The sequence below is a fragment of the Alcanivorax sp. IL3 genome (assembly GCF_047495465.1).
Lineage (GTDB): Bacteria > Pseudomonadota > Gammaproteobacteria > Pseudomonadales > Alcanivoracaceae > Alcanivorax > Alcanivorax jadensis.
In genome coordinates, this window is the sequence record NZ_CP179931.1 from 224,249 (window position 1) to 241,733 (window position 17,485).

Below are 17,485 nucleotides of genomic sequence, written 5' to 3' on the forward strand. Positions count from 1 at the left end.
AGAGCGCGCATGGTAAGGCTTTGGTAATGGTTGAGCAATTTTGGTGCACTGCAGGCCGATAGCGCTTTTTAACAACGGCTAATGGGCAAATCCGCTAGCATGAGCGGATCAGAAAAAGGAGATCACCGTGGAAGGCTTTTTCTCTCAGGCGCTGGTTCTGCTGGCGGCTACGCTGTTGTTATTGCCGCTGTTCCAGCGATTGGGTCTGGGCAGCATTCTTGGCTATCTCGCCGCCGGGATTGTAGTGGGGCCTCTTGGGCTGGCGCTGGTCAGCGGCGGCACCGATGTGCTGCACTTCGCCGAGCTGGGGGTGGTGCTGATGCTGTTTCTGGTGGGGCTGGAACTGGCGCCGCAACAGCTGTGGGCGCAACGCAAGCGGTTGGTGGGTCTGGGTGCCAGCCAGGTGATTCTCAGTGCCCTGCTGCTGGCCGGTGCCTTCCTGCTGCTGGGCTTCGAGACCAACGTTAGCCTGGCCATCGGCTTTACCCTGGCGCTGTCCTCCACCGCCTTTGTGGTGCAGATGCTGGTGGAGAACAACCAGCTGGGCACGCCCCAGGGCCGCTCGGCGTTTTCCATTCTGTTGTTCCAGGACCTGGCGGTGATCCCGATCCTGCTGCTGTTGCCCCTGCTGGCCGGAGCGCAGGCGGGGGATGACAGCCCGCAGTTGCTGGCGGGGCTGGCGGCGCTGGCGGGCATGGTGCTGGCGGGTAAATACGCGCTGAATCCGTGGCTGGGGTGGCTGGCCAAACTGCGCAACCGGGAACTGATGATCGCCAGTGCGTTGATGCTGGTGCTGGGTGCCGCAGCACTGATGGAGCACCTGGGCCTGTCCATGGGCCTGGGGGCCTTTGTGGCCGGGGTGCTGCTGGCCAACTCGCCCTACCGGGAGCAACTGGAAACCGATATCCAGCCCTTCAAGAGCCTGCTGTTGGGCCTGTTCTTCCTGGCCATCGGCATGACCATGGATCTGCGTCTGCTGGTCGACAACCCCGGCGACATTGCGCTGTATCTACTGGTACTGCTGGGCGTGAAGGCGCTGGTGCTGGCGGTGATCAGCCGGGTACGCGGGGTGGAATGGCGCAATACCGCCCTGTTCGGCATCCTGCTCTGCCAGGGCGGTGAATTCGCCTTTGTGCTGTTCACCCAGGCCCAGGCACTGAATCTGCTCGACAGCACCCTGGTGGGTCAGCTCAACCTGGTGGTCGCCCTGTCCATGGCTGCCACCCCGTTGCTGTTGAAGCTGGTGACACTGCTGTGGCCGGAGCGCCGCACCAGCAGCGCCCGCCCGGATCTGGAAGCGGAAGATATGCCCGATCACCACCCACGGGTGGTGATTGCCGGGCTGGGACGTTTCGGCCAGATCACCGCGCGGATTCTGGTGGCACGCAAGATTCCCTTCACGGCGCTGGACTCCGACCCGGATGAGATCGACATGCTGCGCCGTTATGGCAACGAGGTGTACTTCGGCGATGTGACCCGTCTGGACCTGTTGCGCAACGCTGGCCTGGAGCACGCCAGGGTAATGGTGCTGGCCGTGGATGACGTGGATGCTTCGCTGAAGGCAGCGGCACTGGTGCGCCATCATTTCCCCGATGTGACCATCGTGGCGCGGGCCCGGGACCGGTTCCACGCCTACAAGCTTCATGACCTTGGGGTGCAGCAGGTGATCCGTGAAACGTTCGAGTCCGCCCTGCTCAGTACCCGGCTGACGTTGATGCAACTGGGCGTGCCGGAATCCACCGCCATCGATCTGGTGCGCAGTTTCCGCGACCTGGACGAAAGCCTGCTGCGTGAGCAGGTCGAACACCAGAACGACGGCGACAAACTGGTGGAAGCCAACCAGCGTGGTCGGGCGGAATTACAGTCTCTGCTCTCACAGGATGACGGCATCAGTCAATAATACTATTGAGAATCGTTATCATATTCATTAACATCCTCAGCCAGTTTCGGCCCGGATCATTGTTGGGGGCAGAGAACACTCTGTCAGCCGAAGCCGAATATGTGTGAACTGACTGGGGCTTTCCATGGGAAATCGAATATTGTTTGGGGCGATAAACGCCTCGCTGTTGCTGCTATCGCCTGCCCTCCAGGCGGACAAGACGGATGCGTCTGTTCATGAGCTGAGCGAAATCACTGTCGGTGCTTCTGCGTCTGGTGAGGTAGCCAACGATACCGAAAGCTATGCTCCCCAAAAGGCTGTCTCCAGTGCGACAGGTCTTTCCATGAGCTTGCGTGAAACGCCGCAATCCGTGTCCGTGACCACCCGCACGGAAATGGATGATTTCGGCCAAAACACAATGAATGATGTGTTGGCCAATACCACCGGTATTACCGTGCAGAAATACGAAACCGATCGGTCTGAATACAATGCCCGCGGTTTTGATATTGATACCTTTAAATATGACGGTGTGGGTTCGCCTTCCGGTCGCCCCGGCGTGCGCGGTGAGTTGGATACCGCGTTGTTTGAGCGTGTGGAAGTGATTCGTGGTGCCAATGGTCTGATGGCTGGCGCGGGCGAGCCTTCCGCTGTGGTGAACTTTGTCCGCAAGCGTCCTACCCGTGATGCGCGCGCGTCAATCGGTTTGACCGGAGGCTCCTGGGACACCTACCGCGCCGATGGCGATGTATCAGGTAGTCTGACCGATAATGTCCGGGCACGTGTGGTGACCGCGTACCGGGATGGGAACTCCTACCTGGACCGGTATGAAAAAGAGCGTGGCGTCCTCTATGGTGTGGTTGAAGCAGATTTGACTGAGAACACCTTGTTCACCGTTGGCTATTCTCGCCAGGAAGATAACGCGGACCAGAACATGTGGGGCTCCTTACCGCTGTTCTACGCGGATGGCACCCCCACAGACTTTAGCGTCTCTACCAGCACAGGGGCCGATTGGGCCTTTTGGGATACGGTCAAAGAAGACGCTTTTGTCGAACTGGCCCACCAATTTGATAATGGCTGGGAAGGCAAAGCGGTTTATCAATACCGTAAATGGGTGGGCGACTCGAAGTTGCTTTACCTGTTCGGTAACCCCACCCGTGATCTGGATGGCATGTTTGCCTACCCCAGCAAGTTCCAGAGCTATGAACGCCAGGAAACCGTTGACCTGTCTGCCCGGGGGCCCTATGAGGTCGGTGGGCGTGTCCATGAAATGGTCATCGGCTTTAACCGTGGCAAAGTCCGCCCTAAAGAAATGTCCATTTTTGCTGATTTCGGCGGTTCGCGCTTTACACCGATTGACTCGGAGCAAGTGTTCACCGGGGACTTCCCTGAGCCAGCCTTTGACGGGGAGCAAGAAGGCAGTGACTGGGTCGATCGGTACCTGGGGGGTATCTGGCCACCCGCCTGAATCTGGCTGACCCGCTGACCGCGGTGGTTGGTGCGCGTTATCAGGATGTGGAAAGCGAGGGGGAGGCCTACGGCGCTACCCGCACCACCAGTGCCTCTGAACTGATTCCCTATGCCGGCGTGATCTTTGATCTGACCGAGCAGCATTCTCTGTACACCAGCTATACCACTATCTTCAATCCGCAAACGGAACAGAAGCCGGACGGAAACCGTCTGGACCCGATCGAGGGTGTCAATATCGAGTATGGCCTGAAGAGCGAATGGTTCCAGGGCCGCCTGAATACCTCTTTGGTGGCATTCGAAACCGAACAGAAAAACGTGGCAGAGGAAATTGACAACGGCACACCGATAGCCGAATACCGGGGAGAGGACTTCGATAGCGGGGGCTATGAAGCCGAGGTGTCCGGTGAGGTCATGAGGAACTGGAATATTTCAGCTGGCTACTCCTATCTGGACATTGAGGATGATGATGAAGGCAATGAGCTGAGAACCTATATTCCTGAAGAAACCTTCACACTGGCGACCACCTATCGCCCGGCCGGCTTGGAGAAACTGAAGGTGGGCATGACCGTTAACTGGCAGAGTACGGTGACTAACACCAGCGGCGGTAATGAATCAAAACAGGAAAGTTATGCATTGGTTAACCTGATGGCAGGCTATGACTTCACTGATAACTTCAATGCCAAACTGCGAGTGAACAACGTGACCGACGAAAAGTATCTGAGTAGCTTGCGGTACTTTGGTCAGAGCTACTACGGTGCACCGACCAACGCAAACCTGAGTCTGAACTATACGTTCTAATTACGGTTAATCACTGTCGCAACCGTTCAACGTCGGCATCTGTGCAAGCAAGGGTGTCGGCGTTTTTTTATGTCTGAAAACTTCTGTAGGAGCCATGCTCGCATGGCGATTCAAAGAGGGTTCGCCATGCGAGCATGGCTCCTACAGAGTGCGGCTTACAGCTTCAGCTTGTTCAGCCCACGGCTGATGGCCTGGCCCAGGCCGGCTTTCACTGCCGGGCCGATCAGGGGCAGTTTGCCTTCAAACTCAATCACGTAGTGCAGCTGGCTGCCGCCGTTGCCGTTTTCGGAAAAACGCATGGTGCCTTTATGGTTCTTCAGGGGGCTGCCCTTGCTGATCTTGTACTCGATCAGTTCGTTCGGCACGACCTTGGTGACGGTTTCTTCGAACGGCGGTGCGATAAGGATGCGCATGCGACGGGTGGAGCCCACGCCGTTGGGGCTGTCGATGCCGGGTTTCACTCGCTTGATCTTGGCCGGGGCGAAAATCACTTCCAGGTTTTCGTGGTCGCTGAGAAAGTCGAACAGCTTGTCCACGGAAAACGGGAAGGTCTTGGTAATCTCGATACGCTGCATGAAAAGCACTCCGCTAGGGCCCGGCAACGGGCCGGGCAAGTCTCACACCGGCATGGCCGGTAAACAGGATGTCGATTCTGACCGTTAGCCGCTGGTCTGCAAGGTTAAATCGGGCCATAGGGGACGCGGCCCTGCCAGGTTTTCTGTAGGAGCTATGCTTGCATGGCGAACAGGTTCTGAATTCTTCGCCATGCAAGCATAGCTCCTACGTAAAAACTAACTCCAGCCTTCGGCCAGCCACCGGGTCACTTCTACTGCCGATACATCCCGGCAAGCACTGGCAAACTGCCCTGCCCACAACGGTGAGCAGTCACCGCTGCCCTGGGCTTCCGCAGCGGCGCGCAACGGGCCAATGGCGTTGCCCGCCAGCGGGAAGGCCGGGGCTGTCTCCGGCATCGTGCCTACTGTTGCCATCAACCGGTTGATTATTCCCCGGGCCGGGCGTCCGGAGAATGCCGTGGTCAAGGCCGTATGGCGGGCACGATCACTCTGCAGCCACTGCCGATGCACCCCTTTGGTGGTGGCCTGCGGGCACAGCAGATAGGCCGTGCCTACTTGAACAGCTGAGGCGCCCAACGCGCGGGCGGCCTTGACCCCTGCCGGTGTGGCAATGCCGCCGGCGGCGATCACCGGCAGGGAAATGGCGTCGCGAATCTGCGGCAGCAAGCTGACGGTTCCCTGCTGCAGGCTGAGGTCGTCACTGAGGAAATGGCCACGATGACCGCCGGCTTCCAGCCCCTGGGCAATCACCCCATCGGCGCCGTTGTCTGCCAGCCAGAGGGCTTCTTCCACCGTGGTGGCGCTGGACAACACTTTGGCACCGGTGGCCTTGACCCGGTCCAGCAAGGCGGCCTCCGGCAAGCCGTAATGGAAGCTCACCACCGCCGGGCGAAATCGCTCCAGCACTGTGGCGCAATCCTGGTCGAAGGGCTGGCGGGAAGGGCCATGGGGAATGGCGGCGGCATCCGCCGCGAACTCTTCATAGAAGGGTTGCAGGGTTTCCACCCAGCGCTGCTCCCCTTCCGGGTCCGGCGTCGGTGGTGTATGGCAGAAGAAATTCACATTCCAGGGCTGGTCCGTGGCCGCGCGCAGTTGCGCCAACTGTTCTTCCAGTCCCTGCGCATTGAGCATGCCCGCCGGCACCGACCCCAACCCACCGGCTTCACACACCGCCGCCGCAAGGCGCCAGTCCTGCACGCCGGCCATGGGGGCCTGGATTAGGGGAGGTGCTGTATCAAACAGGGAAGACATGGGCGGCTCCAGTCATGATCATGGGAAGAGCAACGCTAACGGGAACCAGAGAATTCTTCTACTTTTCGATAGGCTCTCGCTTTTTAGTCAGTGGTGAGACAATCAGCCAGTGCGTATTAGCTGCTGGTGAAGGGTGTAAATAAAAAATATACGATAACTCTGTCGCCAGGGTTGGCTGAGTGTTGAATACGGTTGAAGTCCATGTGTTTTGTGAGACGATTTTGATCGTCAACTTCTGGCCATGATTTTACGATATCAATGTCGTAAACGCTCCCGTCTTCAGAAACCCTAAATGAAGACATGACATAGTAGTAATGCTCGGTTCCGGAATGAATGACGTTGTGTGAAATATCTGTAGTGTTGCCTCGTTTTTGTATGCGGTAACTCCATATCGCATCAATGTGGGCATACCGAAAACTTTCTAAAACAATTTTTAGATAGCCGGTATCAATATTTTTGAAAGAAAAAATTTCATCAAAAAGATCATCGTTATCTTTGGAGTAAAGATAACGACAGTTTAATGCCATTACGTAGAGCCTGGAGCGTATTATATTTGGGAGTTTTTTGTTTCTTGCTGTTTTTTTACTATGCTCAAAGCACTTTTCTTCGGGAATGATTATTTCATAGTGTGTGTTGGCAACAAGATATTCTTTCCATTCTTCAGGTAAGTTTTCGACAGAGCCTGAGTAACTGATTGCTTCTTCAAATTTTTTAGAATCAAGCAATGAAAAGACGTGTGATAGGTGTTGCTCAAATTGAGGCGGAGCCAGGTCAAGATGAGGCTCCCCCTCATGCCTCTCAGGAGACTTGCCGTAGGCAAGAAATACTTGCAGACAAAAAGCCACTGCAATTAGTCGAAAAATGAACTGTTTATTCACAGAGAAGCCTGAAAGTAATCGTGTAAGCGACCAATCGCAGAATTGCAGAGTTTGCGCATCATATTCCGTTAGCGATCTCGTTGATCAGTCCGAGCCGGTTCTCTGCAATGCCGCCTGCCCACTCTCCTCGGCACTACCAATCCCGCGGGGATCACTGGCGGCGCTGACCTCATTGCTGTCCTTGCGCCACAGGATCGCCTGCATATTGCCGTAGTCGCGGCCGGTGGAGACCACATGGTGGCCGCGCAGCATCAATTCCTTGGCCGCTTCGCTGCCGACAAACTCCGGCTCCGCCTGCACTTCATCGGGCAGGTACTGGTGGTGGAAGCGGACCCGGTTGACCCAGGCATCCACCGGCTGGTTGTTGGCCGCTTCCAGCACGCCGAGCATGACCATGGTAATGATACGGCTGCCGCCGGGGGTGCCGAGGATGGCCACGCGGTCGTCGAATTCCACGAAGGTAGGCGTCATCGACGACAGGGGGCGCTTGCCGGGGGCGATGGCGTTGGCCTCGCTACCCACCAGACCATAGGCGTTGGGGGCGCCGGGTTTGGCGGAAAAATCGTCCATTTCGTTGTTGAGCAGCACGCCGGTGCCCGGGGCCACGAAGCCGCTGCCGAAGGGCAGATTGATGCTCAGGGTGGCGGCGACCCGGTTGCCGGCCTTGTCCAGTACCGACAGGTGGGTGGTGTGGAAGCCCTCTTCCACGGTGAGCGGTTCGCCCAGGGTGTGGCTGGGGGTGGCCTCGTCCGGGTTGATGGTGCTGGCTCGCTGCTTGGCATAATCGCTGCTCAACAGCTTATCCACAGGGATACCCACAAAGTCCGGATCGCCCAGGTAGCGGGCCCGATCCTGGTAGGCCCGGCGCATGGCTTCCACGATCAGGTGGGTATCCGGTTCGCCATCGAACTGACTGAGGATATTGAGGGCCTGGCCCATCACGATGCCGCCGGCGGAGGGCGGCGGTGCGGAAACGATACGGGCATTTTTAAAGGTGCTCACGGTAGGTGAGCGCTCAATCACGTCGTAGTTGGCCAGGTCGTCCAGGCTCCAGATACCCCCGGCCTGCTCCACGCCATCCACTAGCTGTTGGGCCACGTCGCCCTGATAGAAGCCGGCCTTGCCCTTCTCGGCCAGCAGGGTGAGCACCCGGGCCAGATCCGGTTGCTTGATCACATGGCCCGCGGGGGGCACCTTGCCGTTGTGCAGGAAGATGGCGGCAGCTTCCGGAAAGCGGTTGAGCACATCTTCCCGGTAACCGGCCAGTTTACGGTAATGCGCTTCCACCTCGAAGCCGTCTTTGGCCAGCCGGATGGCAGGGGCCAGGGAGGTCTTCAGGGGCAGCTTGCCGTAGTTCTCCGCCAGGTGCACAAAGGCGGCGGCCTGGCCGGGGATGCCGGCGGCGCTGGGGCCGTTCAGTGCCCAGTCACGCACTACCTTGCCATCGCGATCCTGGTACATGGTGGGGATGGCGGCGTCCGGGGCGGTTTCCCGGGCATCCACGAAGGTCTGCAGGCCGTCACTTTCCCGGTGCAGCAACCAGAACCCGCCGCCGCCCATACCCGCTGAGTAGGGCTCGACGACCGCCAGTGCCGCGGCCACGGCGATGGCCGCATCATAGGCATTGCCGCCCTGCTTGAGGATCTCCATGCCCGCTTCGGTAGCCAGTGGGTGAGCGCTCGCTACCGCGTTCTTGCCCGGCCCGGCGGCCTGGGCGCTGACGGTGATCAGCAGTAGCAAGGAGAGCAAAATGCGCATGGGGTTCCTCCGTGGACGGGGTGTTCTGCCTTCGCTGTAGGAGCGTCGCTTGAGACGCGAAGCGTACCCGGGAAGGCTTTCGCAAGCAGGTTCGCGCCTCGAGCGGCGCTCCTACAGCAGTTTGTCAGCGTTATTATTATTGAGTGGCTATTCTGACAACGCGATCCAAGGCTACCGCTTCTGAAAAGCCGCTACCCGCGACTGGTTCCGGTTCGCGGGGTTGGCCTGGCTGTATGCAGGGGCTGACTCGCGCTGTCGGGTGCCGCTATCGTTTCTTTCTTTCCTGGCGTTTCTGCTCCAGCGCTTCCGCGACCAGCGGCGGCACGAAGTTGCTCACATCCCCGTCCAGCAGGGCGATTTCGCGAATCAGCGAGCTGGAAATAAAGGACAGGTGCTCCGCCGGGGTCAGGAACACGGTTTCCAGGTCCGGTGCCAGTTGCCGGTTCATGTTGGCGAGCTGGAATTCGTATTCGAAATCACTCACCGCCCGCAGGCCCCGCAGCAGGATGTTGCCTTCCTCTTCCTTACAGAAGTGGGCCAGCAGTTTGGAGAAGCCGGTGACCCGTACATTGGGCAGATGGGCCAGTACCTGATTGGTCAGGTCGACACGTTCTTCCAGGTTGAACAGGGGCCCTTTCTTTTCACTGGCGGCAATGCCGACGACCACTTCATCAAACATCTTGGCGGCCCGTTCGACCAGGTCCAGATGGCCGTTGGTGATCGGATCGAAGGTGCCTGGGTAGATTACGCGGTTGGTCATGCTTGGCTCGCTTTGTCGCTGAATACCGTACCCGGCGCCGGGCCGGGCACCCACAATGCCCGCAAGCATACCCCAAGCGCCAGCAAAGATGCAGGGTCAGGCCGGTTGCGGGGCCGCTGGATTGCCATGGTGTTGCTGGTACCAGCGGGCGCTGCGGGCAATAACCGCCTCCATGGCAGGGCGTGCCAGGCCCTGCTGATCCAGGAAATGGTCGGTGTCGGTGGTGTCGAAGCGGGTGGGCTGGATAAAGTGCAGGGCCTCCGGCCAGGTGTTCATCAGCCTTGGCATACCCGGCAGGCGCAGCAACGCCGCCAGTACTGGTATCGGCAGGTGCCGCTGGGGCGCGCGCCGGCCCAGCATATCGGCGGCGATGGCCAGCAGGCCCTGTAAGTTGGGCGTGGTCGGGTCCAGGGCCAGTAGCCGCTGCGGGACGCTGTCAGCGGTGGCGGCCACGGCAATCAGTGCCGCCAGATGATCCACAGCCACCAGCGGCAGCCAGTGCTCGGGGCTGCCCGGGACCATGGCCATCCGCCCCCGTGCCAGGTTATCGAGCAGGGCAAACAGTGGCTGGGCACTATCCAGGGCGCCGGTACGACTGTGGCCGGCGACGGTAGCGGGTTGCACTTCCACCAGGTTCAGATCGCAGGTTGCCGCCAGGGCGCGTACCCGGATTGCCGCTTCCAGTTTGCTTGCTTCATAACCGCCGGCCCGGCGGTAGACGTGCTGCCAGTCCACCTGATCCGGGGCGTCGCTGGTGATGCCCAGTCGTTGCAGATGCTCCCGGTTTTCCAGCATGAAGCCACTGATAAACACCAGGCGGCTGCCATGGCGTCGGGCCAGCTCGGCCACCGCCAGGCTGCCGGCCACATTGGTGCGCTGGGCGGTGGCGCGATCCAGTTGCCAGGCAAAGCGGGCGCCCAGGTGAATGATGGCCCGGGGTGCAGCTAGATCCTCCGGCAGACCAAGGCCGGGCAGATCCAGGTCGCCCTGCACCGCCTGCAGGCGCTCGCCCTGTCCGCCCAGGGCATTGACCTGTTGGCGCAGGGCGGGAAGCTGGCTATCCGGCTGGCGCAATACCGCCAGAATGTCATGGTCATGGGTTAACTGGGCGCAGACATGGCGGCCGATAAAGCCGGTGGCGCCGGTGATGAGCAAGGTCATGGCAGGTCTCCGTGATGGGGTATGCCACCACCCTAAAGGGTAGAGTATGCTCTAAGGTCAACAGTGAATTGAGAGGCGGCCATGCAGATCGCAGAACTGGAACAGCGCACCGGCGTGAACCGCCACACCCTGCGCTATTACGAAAAGGCCGGCCTGCTCCAGGAAGTGGAACGGCGTGGCAATAATTACCGGGACTATCCGGAAAAGGCGGTGGAACGAGTCGCCATGGTGCGTCAGCTCAAGGCATTGGGGTTTTCCCTGCGTGAGATTCGAGAAGTGCTCGATGCCTTGCGCAGCGACAGCATCGATTGCGAACAGGGCGCAGTGCTGATGGCGGAAAAGAAGGCGGCGGTGGACGACAAGATTCGCGAGCTGAAACAGGTCAGTGCCCTGCTGGGCCGGGAACAGCAACGGCTGGAAGACAGCGCGGCGGCATTGCGCGAAGAAGGACGCTGCAAGGGGTGATTGTTACCACAGTGGGCACAGAGTTCACTGAGGAAAACACAGGCTAAAGATGTCGATGCTGCCGGGTGTGCAGTAAACAATATCGTATGATTTTTCTCTTTTTCTATCCGTTTTTTAGCAAAAGACCATTTTGGTCAATCAATGATGTTTTTGGTGAACGTCATTGCCTGACAATAGCGCACAAGCGCTGGTGATTCCGCCGCACTCTGCTTAGCGTAAGAGCCCATCATTAACACGGTTTCCGGGAGTAGAGCATGGGTGCGTCACAGGCAGATCAAAGCAAATTGAAAACAATCAGTTTTGCAGCGGCGCAACAGGCCGGCCGGGTATCACCGGACGATGCACTGGCCCTTTATGATGCGCTGGAGCCTATTGAGACGGATTTCATGATCGGTGCCTGGAAAGGCGAAGGCTTCGAAACCGGTCATCCGCTGGATGGGGTGCTGGAGCGTTGTCACTGGCACGGCAAGCGTTTTGACAGTGCGGAGCATGTGCACCCGCTGGTGTTTCGCAAGGCGTCCGGTGAGCTCACGACGGTGAAACCGCTGCTGGTGATGCCGGGGCTGGGCCTGCTCGACCGGTTGCCGTTCCTGAAGTCAGAACGGGTCGGCAAGTTGTTCCAGTGGATGCTGCCACTGCTGTCCGGGCGCCAGTCCGCCGCCCGCCTGCGCATGGTGAACTACCGGGGAAAAACCTCCGCCACCATGTCCTACGACAACCTGCCCATCAATGATGTGTTCCGCAAGGTGGATGACAACACCGTGCTCGGCATCATGGATCTGAAAGGCATGAAGCAGCCGTTTTTCTTTGTGCTGCGTCGCGACGACCGCTGAGCCTTTCTGCCAGAATGCCTGCTGAATAATCCGTAATCCCTGTGGGAGCCATGTCTCTCACAGGGACGATCGATTCGGGGGAAGGCGTATGGCCGAGTGGGCACCGCAATACAGCAAGGCTGAACGTATCCGCCTGCTTTTGTTTCATGCCGCCTGGGCTGTGCCGCTTTTCCTGCTGACCGAGTTTTTCTTTTTCCCCTGGTTCGAGCGCTACGTGGAAACGGCCCACTGTCACGACTACGGGTCTCTTAATGGTCTGGAGTGGGTGATCTATAGCCTCTTTATCGGCTTGCCGCTGGGGCTGGCATTGGTGGTGCTGGCCATTGAGGGGCGGCACAGTGTTCGTGTGTTACGACTGGGCCAGTCGCCCCTGCCCGACGAAAAAGTGTTTCGCCCTACCCGCTATGCGTACGGCCACCGGGCGCGTATCAAGCCGCTGATCTTTTTTCTGCTGGTAGTGTTCTTGTGTGGGGTATCGGTGCAGGGATTTTTCTGGGCGGACGCCATGATCGATACGTTGTCGCCGGACGTTAGCCGGTGTCTGGGCCAGGCGCTTCAAGATGCGTAGGGTGCACTGAGCCCAAGGCGAACTGCACCAATTCGGCGTTTGGATGGTGCAGTTCGCTTAGGCTCAGTGCACCCTACCTGATGGGGTCAATAACCGCTGTCCTCGGCGTCGCCACTGAGCCGTTCGCGACGCTCCTGCTCTTCTTCGAACGCTGCCTTGATTTCTGCCAGCACGTCTTCCACATCGGCGATATGGCCGTCGTCTTCCACCTGGCCGGTGAGTTCGCTGTCCGGGGTCAGCTCGCCGCTTTCATACAGGGCCCAGATTTCCTGACCATAGCGGCTACCGCGCAGTGACGGGGCGTACTGCCCGTAATAGCGGGTCATGTTGTCCACATCCCGGTAGAGCATGGCTTCGGCGCTGTTGTTGGCGGCGGCGTCCACGGCCTGGGGCAGGTCGATGATCACCGGGCCGTAGTCATCCACCAGCACATTGAACTCGGACAGGTCGCCGTGGATGATCCCGGCACACAGCATGCGCACCACGTACTGCATCATCAGCGCGTGGTCTTCTTCTGCCTGCTCGGCGGACATCACCACTTCGCTGAGACGCGGGGCCACGTCGCCTTCGTCGTCGGTGACCAGCTCCATCAGCAGCACCCCTTCGAGCATGTCGTAGGGCTTGGGCACGCGCACGCCGGCTTCGGCCAGCAGACGCAGGGCGTCCACTTCGGCGCTCTGCCAGATCTTTTCCTGCTGCTCACGGCCGAACTTGGAGCCTTTCTCCATGGCCCGGCTGCGGCGGCTGTTACGGACCTTGCGGCCTTCCCGGTACTGGGCGGCTTTCTTGAAGTTTCGCTTGGCGGCTTCCTTGTAGACTTTCGCGCAGCGGATCTCCTCGCCACAGCGGACCACGAAGATATCGGCTTCCTTGCCGCTCATAAGACGGCTGATGACCTCGTCGATGAGGCCGTCATCGACCAGGGGTTGTAATCGTTGCGGGGTTTTCATGCCGCACTTATACCTTATTTGGCGTCCGGCTTCGCCTGCTTCCTGTGGTTTTCCTGTCGGAATCGGCGCTGGGGGCGATGAGGTGAGGCGGTAAAAGTAACGCCCTGCGCCGTACAGGTAACCGTCGCAGGGCGTTATTCAGAGGCGGGTCAGGCTTGCAGCTTGTCCGCCAGGGCGGTGGCGTTGCGGGCGCTCATGCCATAGATGGTGAGCTGCGGGTTCACCCCCAGGCTGGTGGGGAATACCGAACCGTCGATGATATAAAGGCCGTTCAGATACTTGTAGCTGCCGTCGCTGTTGACCACACACTGGGACTCATCCTGGCCCATGGCGCAGCCACCCATCACGTGGGCACTGCCAAGGCCGGTGATCACCGGGTCGTAGGCCAGGTTGTTGATGGCGTCCCTGGCCTCTTTCCAGCTTTTGTAATAACCGGCATGGCCGTGGCTGGGGCGGATCTCTTTGGCCCCGGCGGCGAAGTGCATTTCCGCCATGGTCAGGTGGGTGCGCTTGGCGCCTTCCAGCAGATAGGGGTCAACGGGGTAGTCGATGACCGGCTCGCCATTGTCGCGAAGTTCCACATTGCCGCCGGGGTTGTCGGCGTGGAAACCATCCCGGATCAGGGCGATGGAGGCTGCCAGGTTGGGCAGCCGCTCGATTTCACTGCGGGCATCACCACCGTAACCACCCATCAGGGCACCGGTGAGGCCCGGGTGCATGGGCATCATTTCCAGCTTGTAGCCCGCCGGGCCGTCCACACCATGCTTGAACACGAACTCGTCGGAATACAGGGATTGCGGCGCACCGTAATACGGCGCCACTTCCTTGTCGTAGATGCCAAAGGTGAAGGTGGTGGGGTGCAGGAAGGTGCGCTTGCCTACCCTGCTCTGGGGGTCCGGTGCCTCGGAACGCATCAGCAAGGCGGGAGTCTGGATGCCGCCGCCGGAGGCAATCACGGTTTTCGCCTTGACGGTGACCGTGGCGCCGGTGGCGACTTTGTCATTGTTGAGCGGGCGCACTTCCACCCCGGTGACGGTATCGCCGTCGATGATCAGACGATGGGCCTGGGCGCTGTGAATGAGGGTGGCGCCGTTGTTCATGGCCGTGGGCAGTGTGGTCACCAGCATGGATTGCTTGGCATTGGTCGGGCAGCCCATGCCGCAGTAACCGATATTCCAGCAGCCTTCCACGTTGCGCGGGATCACGGCCCATTCCCAGCCCAGGGCGTCGCAGCCTTTTTTCAGCACGTCGTTGTTGGCGTTGGGGGGCATGATCCACTGGCTGATCTTGAGCCGCTCTTCCATCTTCTGGAACCAGGGGTCCAGATCATCGCGCAGCAGGTTTTCCGCGCCGAAGGTGTCCTGCCAGTACTGCAGAGTTTCACTGGGGGTGCGGAAGGAGCTGGTCCAGTTGACCACAGTGGTGCCGCCCACAGTGCGGCCCTGCAGGATGGTGATGCCGGCATCCTTGGTGGCGCGCATGGCGCCCTCCTGATACAGATCCCGATAGGCCTGGCCTTCGTTCAGGGTAAAGTCGTCAGAGCTCATCAGCTTGCCGGCTTCGATAAGAATCACCTTGAGGCCGCGCTGGGTGAGAATCTCTGCGCTGACGCCGCCGCCGGCACCGGTGCCGATGATCACCACATCCGCTTCCAGAGTGCGGTCAGCGGAAACGGTACGGCCGTCAATGACATCCCAGCCGTTCTTGATACCGGTTTTCCACGGGTCATTGATGCCCTTGATGGGCAGGGAAGACAGGTCCTGCATGGCGTTGTCCTTTTATTTTTTGACTGGCTGGTGCAGAAGAAAGGCCGCTGTTCAGGCGACGATTTTTTGCGGCGGGCCCGGGTAACCGGTACTGCGCGCCGCCTCGGGCTTCACGTACCAGGCCATGAACATGGGCTGGGTGAGGCCTTTGAATGCCATCTGCGACAGGCCGCGATCACTGGAAGACCAGTGGGCCAGGGTTTGTTGCAGCTGGTCTTCGCTCTGCTCGGCAAAGCTGGCCCAGGTGCCGGTGATAAACCAGCGGGCAGCGCCCAGCTGCATCAGATCAAGAATCTGAAACAGGGTGGCCCGGGTGCCGGGCATGGCCCCATCCAGAAGATCGTCGTAAGCCTTCATGCCGTCTTCGGCACTGGCGCCCACATCCGTGAGGGCCTTACCCAGCACGGCGCCGACCAGCGGGGTGAGCAGGTCTACATCCTGTTGGCGAAAATGGCGATAACCTGCCGCCGGGCCGTCATTGCTGGAACAGCCGGTAAGCAGGGTGAGGCTGGAGCCGGTGGCCAGCAAGGCACTACCGGCGGCGCCCAGCTTGAGAAAGCTGCGGCGATTGAGTCCCTGATCCATAGCGCACTCTATATTCTTGTTAGTGGTTATTTGTAGGAGCGGCGCTTGAGCCGCGAACCAATAAAATACGAGTTGCGAGAAGCGAGTTTCGAAAACCTCAAACCCGCTCTTCGTCTTTCGTAACTTGCTTCTCGTGCCTCGTTACTGCGTGAGGCTGTTCGCGGCTCGAGCGCCGCTCCTACAGCAAGGCAACGGTGAATCTATAACCGCTGTTCCTATTTCAAAAAGTACTTGTCGATGATCTTGTGCATGCCACGGCCGTAAGGGGGCAGGATAAACTTGGTGGCGTTGAACTTGCCCTTCTTGTAGATGCCCTTGGCCTGGGAGAAGGTCAGGAAACCTTCCGGGCCGTGGTAGGCGCCCATGCCGGACTCGCCTGACCCACCGAACGGAATGTCGTCGACACCCACATGGGAGATGGTGTCGTTCAGGCAGACGCCACCGGAGTGGGTGTTCTTCAGTACCCGGTCGCAGTTGCCCTGGTTCCAGTCGAAGTAGTACAGCGCCAGCGGACGAGGGCGCTCGTTCACGTACTCGATGGCGTCATCCAGATTCTTGTAGGGCACCACGATCATCAGCGGGCCGAAGATTTCATCCTGGGCGATCTGCATGTCGTCGGTCACGTTCAGCACCAGGGTATGAGGGATCTTCTGGCTGCCGGTGAAATCTTCGTTGGCCGGGTTGATCTCGATGACATCGGCGCCCTTCTCGCTGGCATCCTTCAGGTAGCCCTGCAGCCGGCTGTGCTGGCGCGGGTTAATGATGGCAGTGAAGTCCGGGTTGTTGACCATGGTGGGGTAGGACTGGGCCACCTGGGCTTTCCAGGCGTCCACGAATTCCTGCACCCGGTTTTCCGGGCAGAGGATGTAGTCCGGGGCCACACAGGTCTGGCCGGAGTTCAGGCACTTGCCGAAGGCGATACGCTCGCAGGCATCCTGCATCGGGAAGTCCTGACCGATGATGCAGGGGCTTTTGCCGCCCAGCTCCAGGGTCACCGGCGTCAGGTTGGCAGCGGCGGCACGCATGATGTGGCGGCCCACGGTGGTAGAGCCGGTGAACAGCAGGTGGTCAAACGGCAGGCTGGAGAACGCCTGGGCCACATCCACCTCGCCATTGATCACTGCCACCTGTTCTTCCGGGAAGGTGTCGGCAATCAGTTTCTCCAGCAAGGCACCGGTGCGCGGGGTCGCTTCACTCATCTTGACCATCACCCGGTTGCCGGCGGCCAGGGCAGTAATCAGCGGTACCACGGCCAACTGAATCGGGTAGTTCCAGGGCACGATGATGCCCACCACGCCCACCGGCTGGTATTCCACCCAGGTCTTGCCCGGCCAGCTCAGCGCGCTGACGCTACGCTTCTGGGGCTTCATCCACTTGCGCAGCTTCTTGGTGGTGTACTTGAGCCCTTCCAGGGTGAGCAGCATCTCGGCCAGCTTGGTTTCGTCGGCGGCGCGAGTGGTGAAATCGTTGTTGAGGGCCTCGATCCAGGCATCCAGGTTGTCCAGCAGCATCGGTTTGATGCGGTTGATCAGCTCAATGCGTTGTTCCGCGCTGGGGTAAGGGTGCTGGCGGTAGGCCGCTTTCTGGGCAGCGAAAATCTGCTGCATGCGTTCGATGTCGGCATTGTTGCTGTGGAGATCTTTCACTTCGGCGACCATGGTCACTTGCCTCCCGAGGCTTTTCATTATGTATGATGACAAAACCGACGGCCCTGGCCGCCGATCAAAAATTAACCTTGAGTCTGATTTTTAGAGTAATTACTCTAGGAGTCAACCTGCGGTAATGAAATCA

At 59.5% G+C, this 17,485-nt stretch carries 16 protein-coding genes; 6 read left to right on the forward strand and 10 right to left on the reverse strand.

The window, feature by feature from the left end; genetic code table 11:
• The first annotated feature begins 127 nt into the window (after positions 1–127).
• From ACMG4M_RS01045 to ACMG4M_RS01055, 3 genes are all read left to right on the forward strand, one after another.
• Positions 128–1,900, forward strand: a complete 1,773-nt coding sequence (locus ACMG4M_RS01045; RefSeq protein WP_414430550.1) for a monovalent cation:proton antiporter-2 (CPA2) family protein — start codon at positions 128–130, stop codon at positions 1,898–1,900.
• Between the two features lie 124 nt (positions 1,901–2,024).
• Positions 2,025–3,344 (forward strand): TonB-dependent siderophore receptor, encoded by a 1,320-nt coding sequence (locus tag ACMG4M_RS01050; RefSeq protein ID WP_414430551.1) that lies wholly within the window; start codon positions 2,025–2,027, stop codon positions 3,342–3,344.
• A gap of 23 nt (positions 3,345–3,367) precedes the next feature.
• On the forward strand, positions 3,368–4,144 hold the full coding sequence (locus ACMG4M_RS01055; protein ID WP_414430552.1) for a TonB-dependent siderophore receptor: 777 nt from the start codon (positions 3,368–3,370) through the stop codon (positions 4,142–4,144).
• 155 nt (positions 4,145–4,299) lie between these two features.
• On the opposite strand, the gene ACMG4M_RS01060 is transcribed toward ACMG4M_RS01055, so the two are convergent.
• From ACMG4M_RS01060 to ACMG4M_RS01085, 6 genes are all read right to left on the reverse strand, one after another.
• Positions 4,300–4,719 (reverse strand): SRPBCC family protein, encoded by a 420-nt coding sequence (locus tag ACMG4M_RS01060; protein ID WP_289622856.1) that lies wholly within the window; start codon positions 4,717–4,719, stop codon positions 4,300–4,302.
• 216 nt (positions 4,720–4,935) lie between these two features.
• Positions 4,936–5,970 (reverse strand): NAD(P)H-dependent flavin oxidoreductase, encoded by a 1,035-nt coding sequence (locus tag ACMG4M_RS01065; RefSeq protein WP_414430553.1) that lies wholly within the window; start codon positions 5,968–5,970, stop codon positions 4,936–4,938.
• Between the two features lie 116 nt (positions 5,971–6,086).
• A complete protein-coding gene (locus ACMG4M_RS01070; protein ID WP_414430554.1) occupies positions 6,087–6,848 on the reverse strand; it encodes a hypothetical protein in 762 nt (253 codons plus the stop codon).
• 84 nt (positions 6,849–6,932) lie between these two features.
• Positions 6,933–8,606, reverse strand: a complete 1,674-nt coding sequence (gene ggt, locus ACMG4M_RS01075) for a gamma-glutamyltransferase (protein WP_414430555.1) — start codon at positions 8,604–8,606, stop codon at positions 6,933–6,935.
• Between the two features lie 265 nt (positions 8,607–8,871).
• Complete coding sequence (gene coaD / locus ACMG4M_RS01080) at positions 8,872–9,366, reverse strand: pantetheine-phosphate adenylyltransferase (RefSeq protein ID WP_035246259.1); 495 nt, start codon at positions 9,364–9,366, stop codon at positions 8,872–8,874.
• A 96-nt stretch (positions 9,367–9,462) separates the two neighbouring features.
• Positions 9,463–10,527, reverse strand: a complete 1,065-nt coding sequence (locus ACMG4M_RS01085; RefSeq protein ID WP_414430556.1) for an SDR family oxidoreductase — start codon at positions 10,525–10,527, stop codon at positions 9,463–9,465.
• A gap of 81 nt (positions 10,528–10,608) precedes the next feature.
• Here ACMG4M_RS01085 and ACMG4M_RS01090 point away from each other — a divergent pair, with 81 nt between their 5' ends.
• From ACMG4M_RS01090 to ACMG4M_RS01100, 3 genes are all read left to right on the forward strand, one after another.
• Complete coding sequence (locus ACMG4M_RS01090; RefSeq protein ID WP_035245770.1) at positions 10,609–10,992, forward strand: MerR family transcriptional regulator; 384 nt, start codon at positions 10,609–10,611, stop codon at positions 10,990–10,992.
• A gap of 284 nt (positions 10,993–11,276) precedes the next feature.
• Complete coding sequence (locus ACMG4M_RS01095; protein WP_414430557.1) at positions 11,277–11,825, forward strand: DUF4334 domain-containing protein; 549 nt, start codon at positions 11,277–11,279, stop codon at positions 11,823–11,825.
• An 88-nt stretch (positions 11,826–11,913) separates the two neighbouring features.
• On the forward strand, positions 11,914–12,393 hold the full coding sequence (locus ACMG4M_RS01100; RefSeq protein WP_414430558.1) for a hypothetical protein: 480 nt from the start codon (positions 11,914–11,916) through the stop codon (positions 12,391–12,393).
• 86 nt (positions 12,394–12,479) lie between these two features.
• Here ACMG4M_RS01100 and ACMG4M_RS01105 read toward each other — a convergent pair whose 3' ends face one another.
• From ACMG4M_RS01105 to ACMG4M_RS01120, 4 genes are all read right to left on the reverse strand, one after another.
• Positions 12,480–13,343, reverse strand: a complete 864-nt coding sequence (locus ACMG4M_RS01105; RefSeq protein WP_297767543.1) for a PA4780 family RIO1-like protein kinase — start codon at positions 13,341–13,343, stop codon at positions 12,480–12,482.
• A gap of 149 nt (positions 13,344–13,492) precedes the next feature.
• Positions 13,493–15,109, reverse strand: coding sequence for a GMC family oxidoreductase N-terminal domain-containing protein (locus ACMG4M_RS01110; RefSeq protein WP_414430559.1), 1,617 nt, complete (start codon positions 15,107–15,109; stop codon positions 13,493–13,495).
• Between the two features lie 51 nt (positions 15,110–15,160).
• Positions 15,161–15,694 (reverse strand): twin-arginine translocation signal domain-containing protein, encoded by a 534-nt coding sequence (locus ACMG4M_RS01115; RefSeq protein ID WP_414430560.1) that lies wholly within the window; start codon positions 15,692–15,694, stop codon positions 15,161–15,163.
• A 215-nt stretch (positions 15,695–15,909) separates the two neighbouring features.
• Complete coding sequence (locus ACMG4M_RS01120) at positions 15,910–17,352, reverse strand: coniferyl aldehyde dehydrogenase (protein ID WP_414431151.1); 1,443 nt, start codon at positions 17,350–17,352, stop codon at positions 15,910–15,912.
• Positions 17,353–17,485: the final 133 nt, after the last annotated feature.

Excerpts from the sequence above, each read along its gene's own strand:
- ACMG4M_RS01050 (WP_414430551.1), top strand. The coding sequence starts at position 2,025 with ATGGGAAATCGAATATTGTTTGGGGCGATAAACGCCTCGCTGTTGCTG.
- ACMG4M_RS01060 (WP_289622856.1), bottom strand. The coding sequence starts at position 4,719 with ATGCAGCGTATCGAGATTACCAAGACCTTCCCGTTTTCCGTGGACAAG.
- ACMG4M_RS01065 (WP_414430553.1), bottom strand. The coding sequence starts at position 5,970 with ATGTCTTCCCTGTTTGATACAGCACCTCCCCTAATCCAGGCCCCCATG.
- ggt (WP_414430555.1), bottom strand. The coding sequence starts at position 8,606 with ATGCGCATTTTGCTCTCCTTGCTACTGCTGATCACCGTCAGCGCCCAG.
- coaD (WP_035246259.1), bottom strand. The coding sequence starts at position 9,366 with ATGACCAACCGCGTAATCTACCCAGGCACCTTCGATCCGATCACCAAC.
- ACMG4M_RS01085 (WP_414430556.1), bottom strand. The coding sequence starts at position 10,527 with ATGACCTTGCTCATCACCGGCGCCACCGGCTTTATCGGCCGCCATGTC.
- ACMG4M_RS01090 (WP_035245770.1), top strand. The coding sequence starts at position 10,609 with ATGCAGATCGCAGAACTGGAACAGCGCACCGGCGTGAACCGCCACACC.
- ACMG4M_RS01100 (WP_414430558.1), top strand. The coding sequence starts at position 11,914 with ATGGCCGAGTGGGCACCGCAATACAGCAAGGCTGAACGTATCCGCCTG.
- ACMG4M_RS01105 (WP_297767543.1), bottom strand. The coding sequence starts at position 13,343 with ATGAAAACCCCGCAACGATTACAACCCCTGGTCGATGACGGCCTCATC.
- ACMG4M_RS01110 (WP_414430559.1), bottom strand. The coding sequence starts at position 15,109 with ATGCAGGACCTGTCTTCCCTGCCCATCAAGGGCATCAATGACCCGTGG.
- ACMG4M_RS01115 (WP_414430560.1), bottom strand. The coding sequence starts at position 15,694 with ATGGATCAGGGACTCAATCGCCGCAGCTTTCTCAAGCTGGGCGCCGCC.
- ACMG4M_RS01120 (WP_414431151.1), bottom strand. The coding sequence starts at position 17,352 with ATGGTCGCCGAAGTGAAAGATCTCCACAGCAACAATGCCGACATCGAA.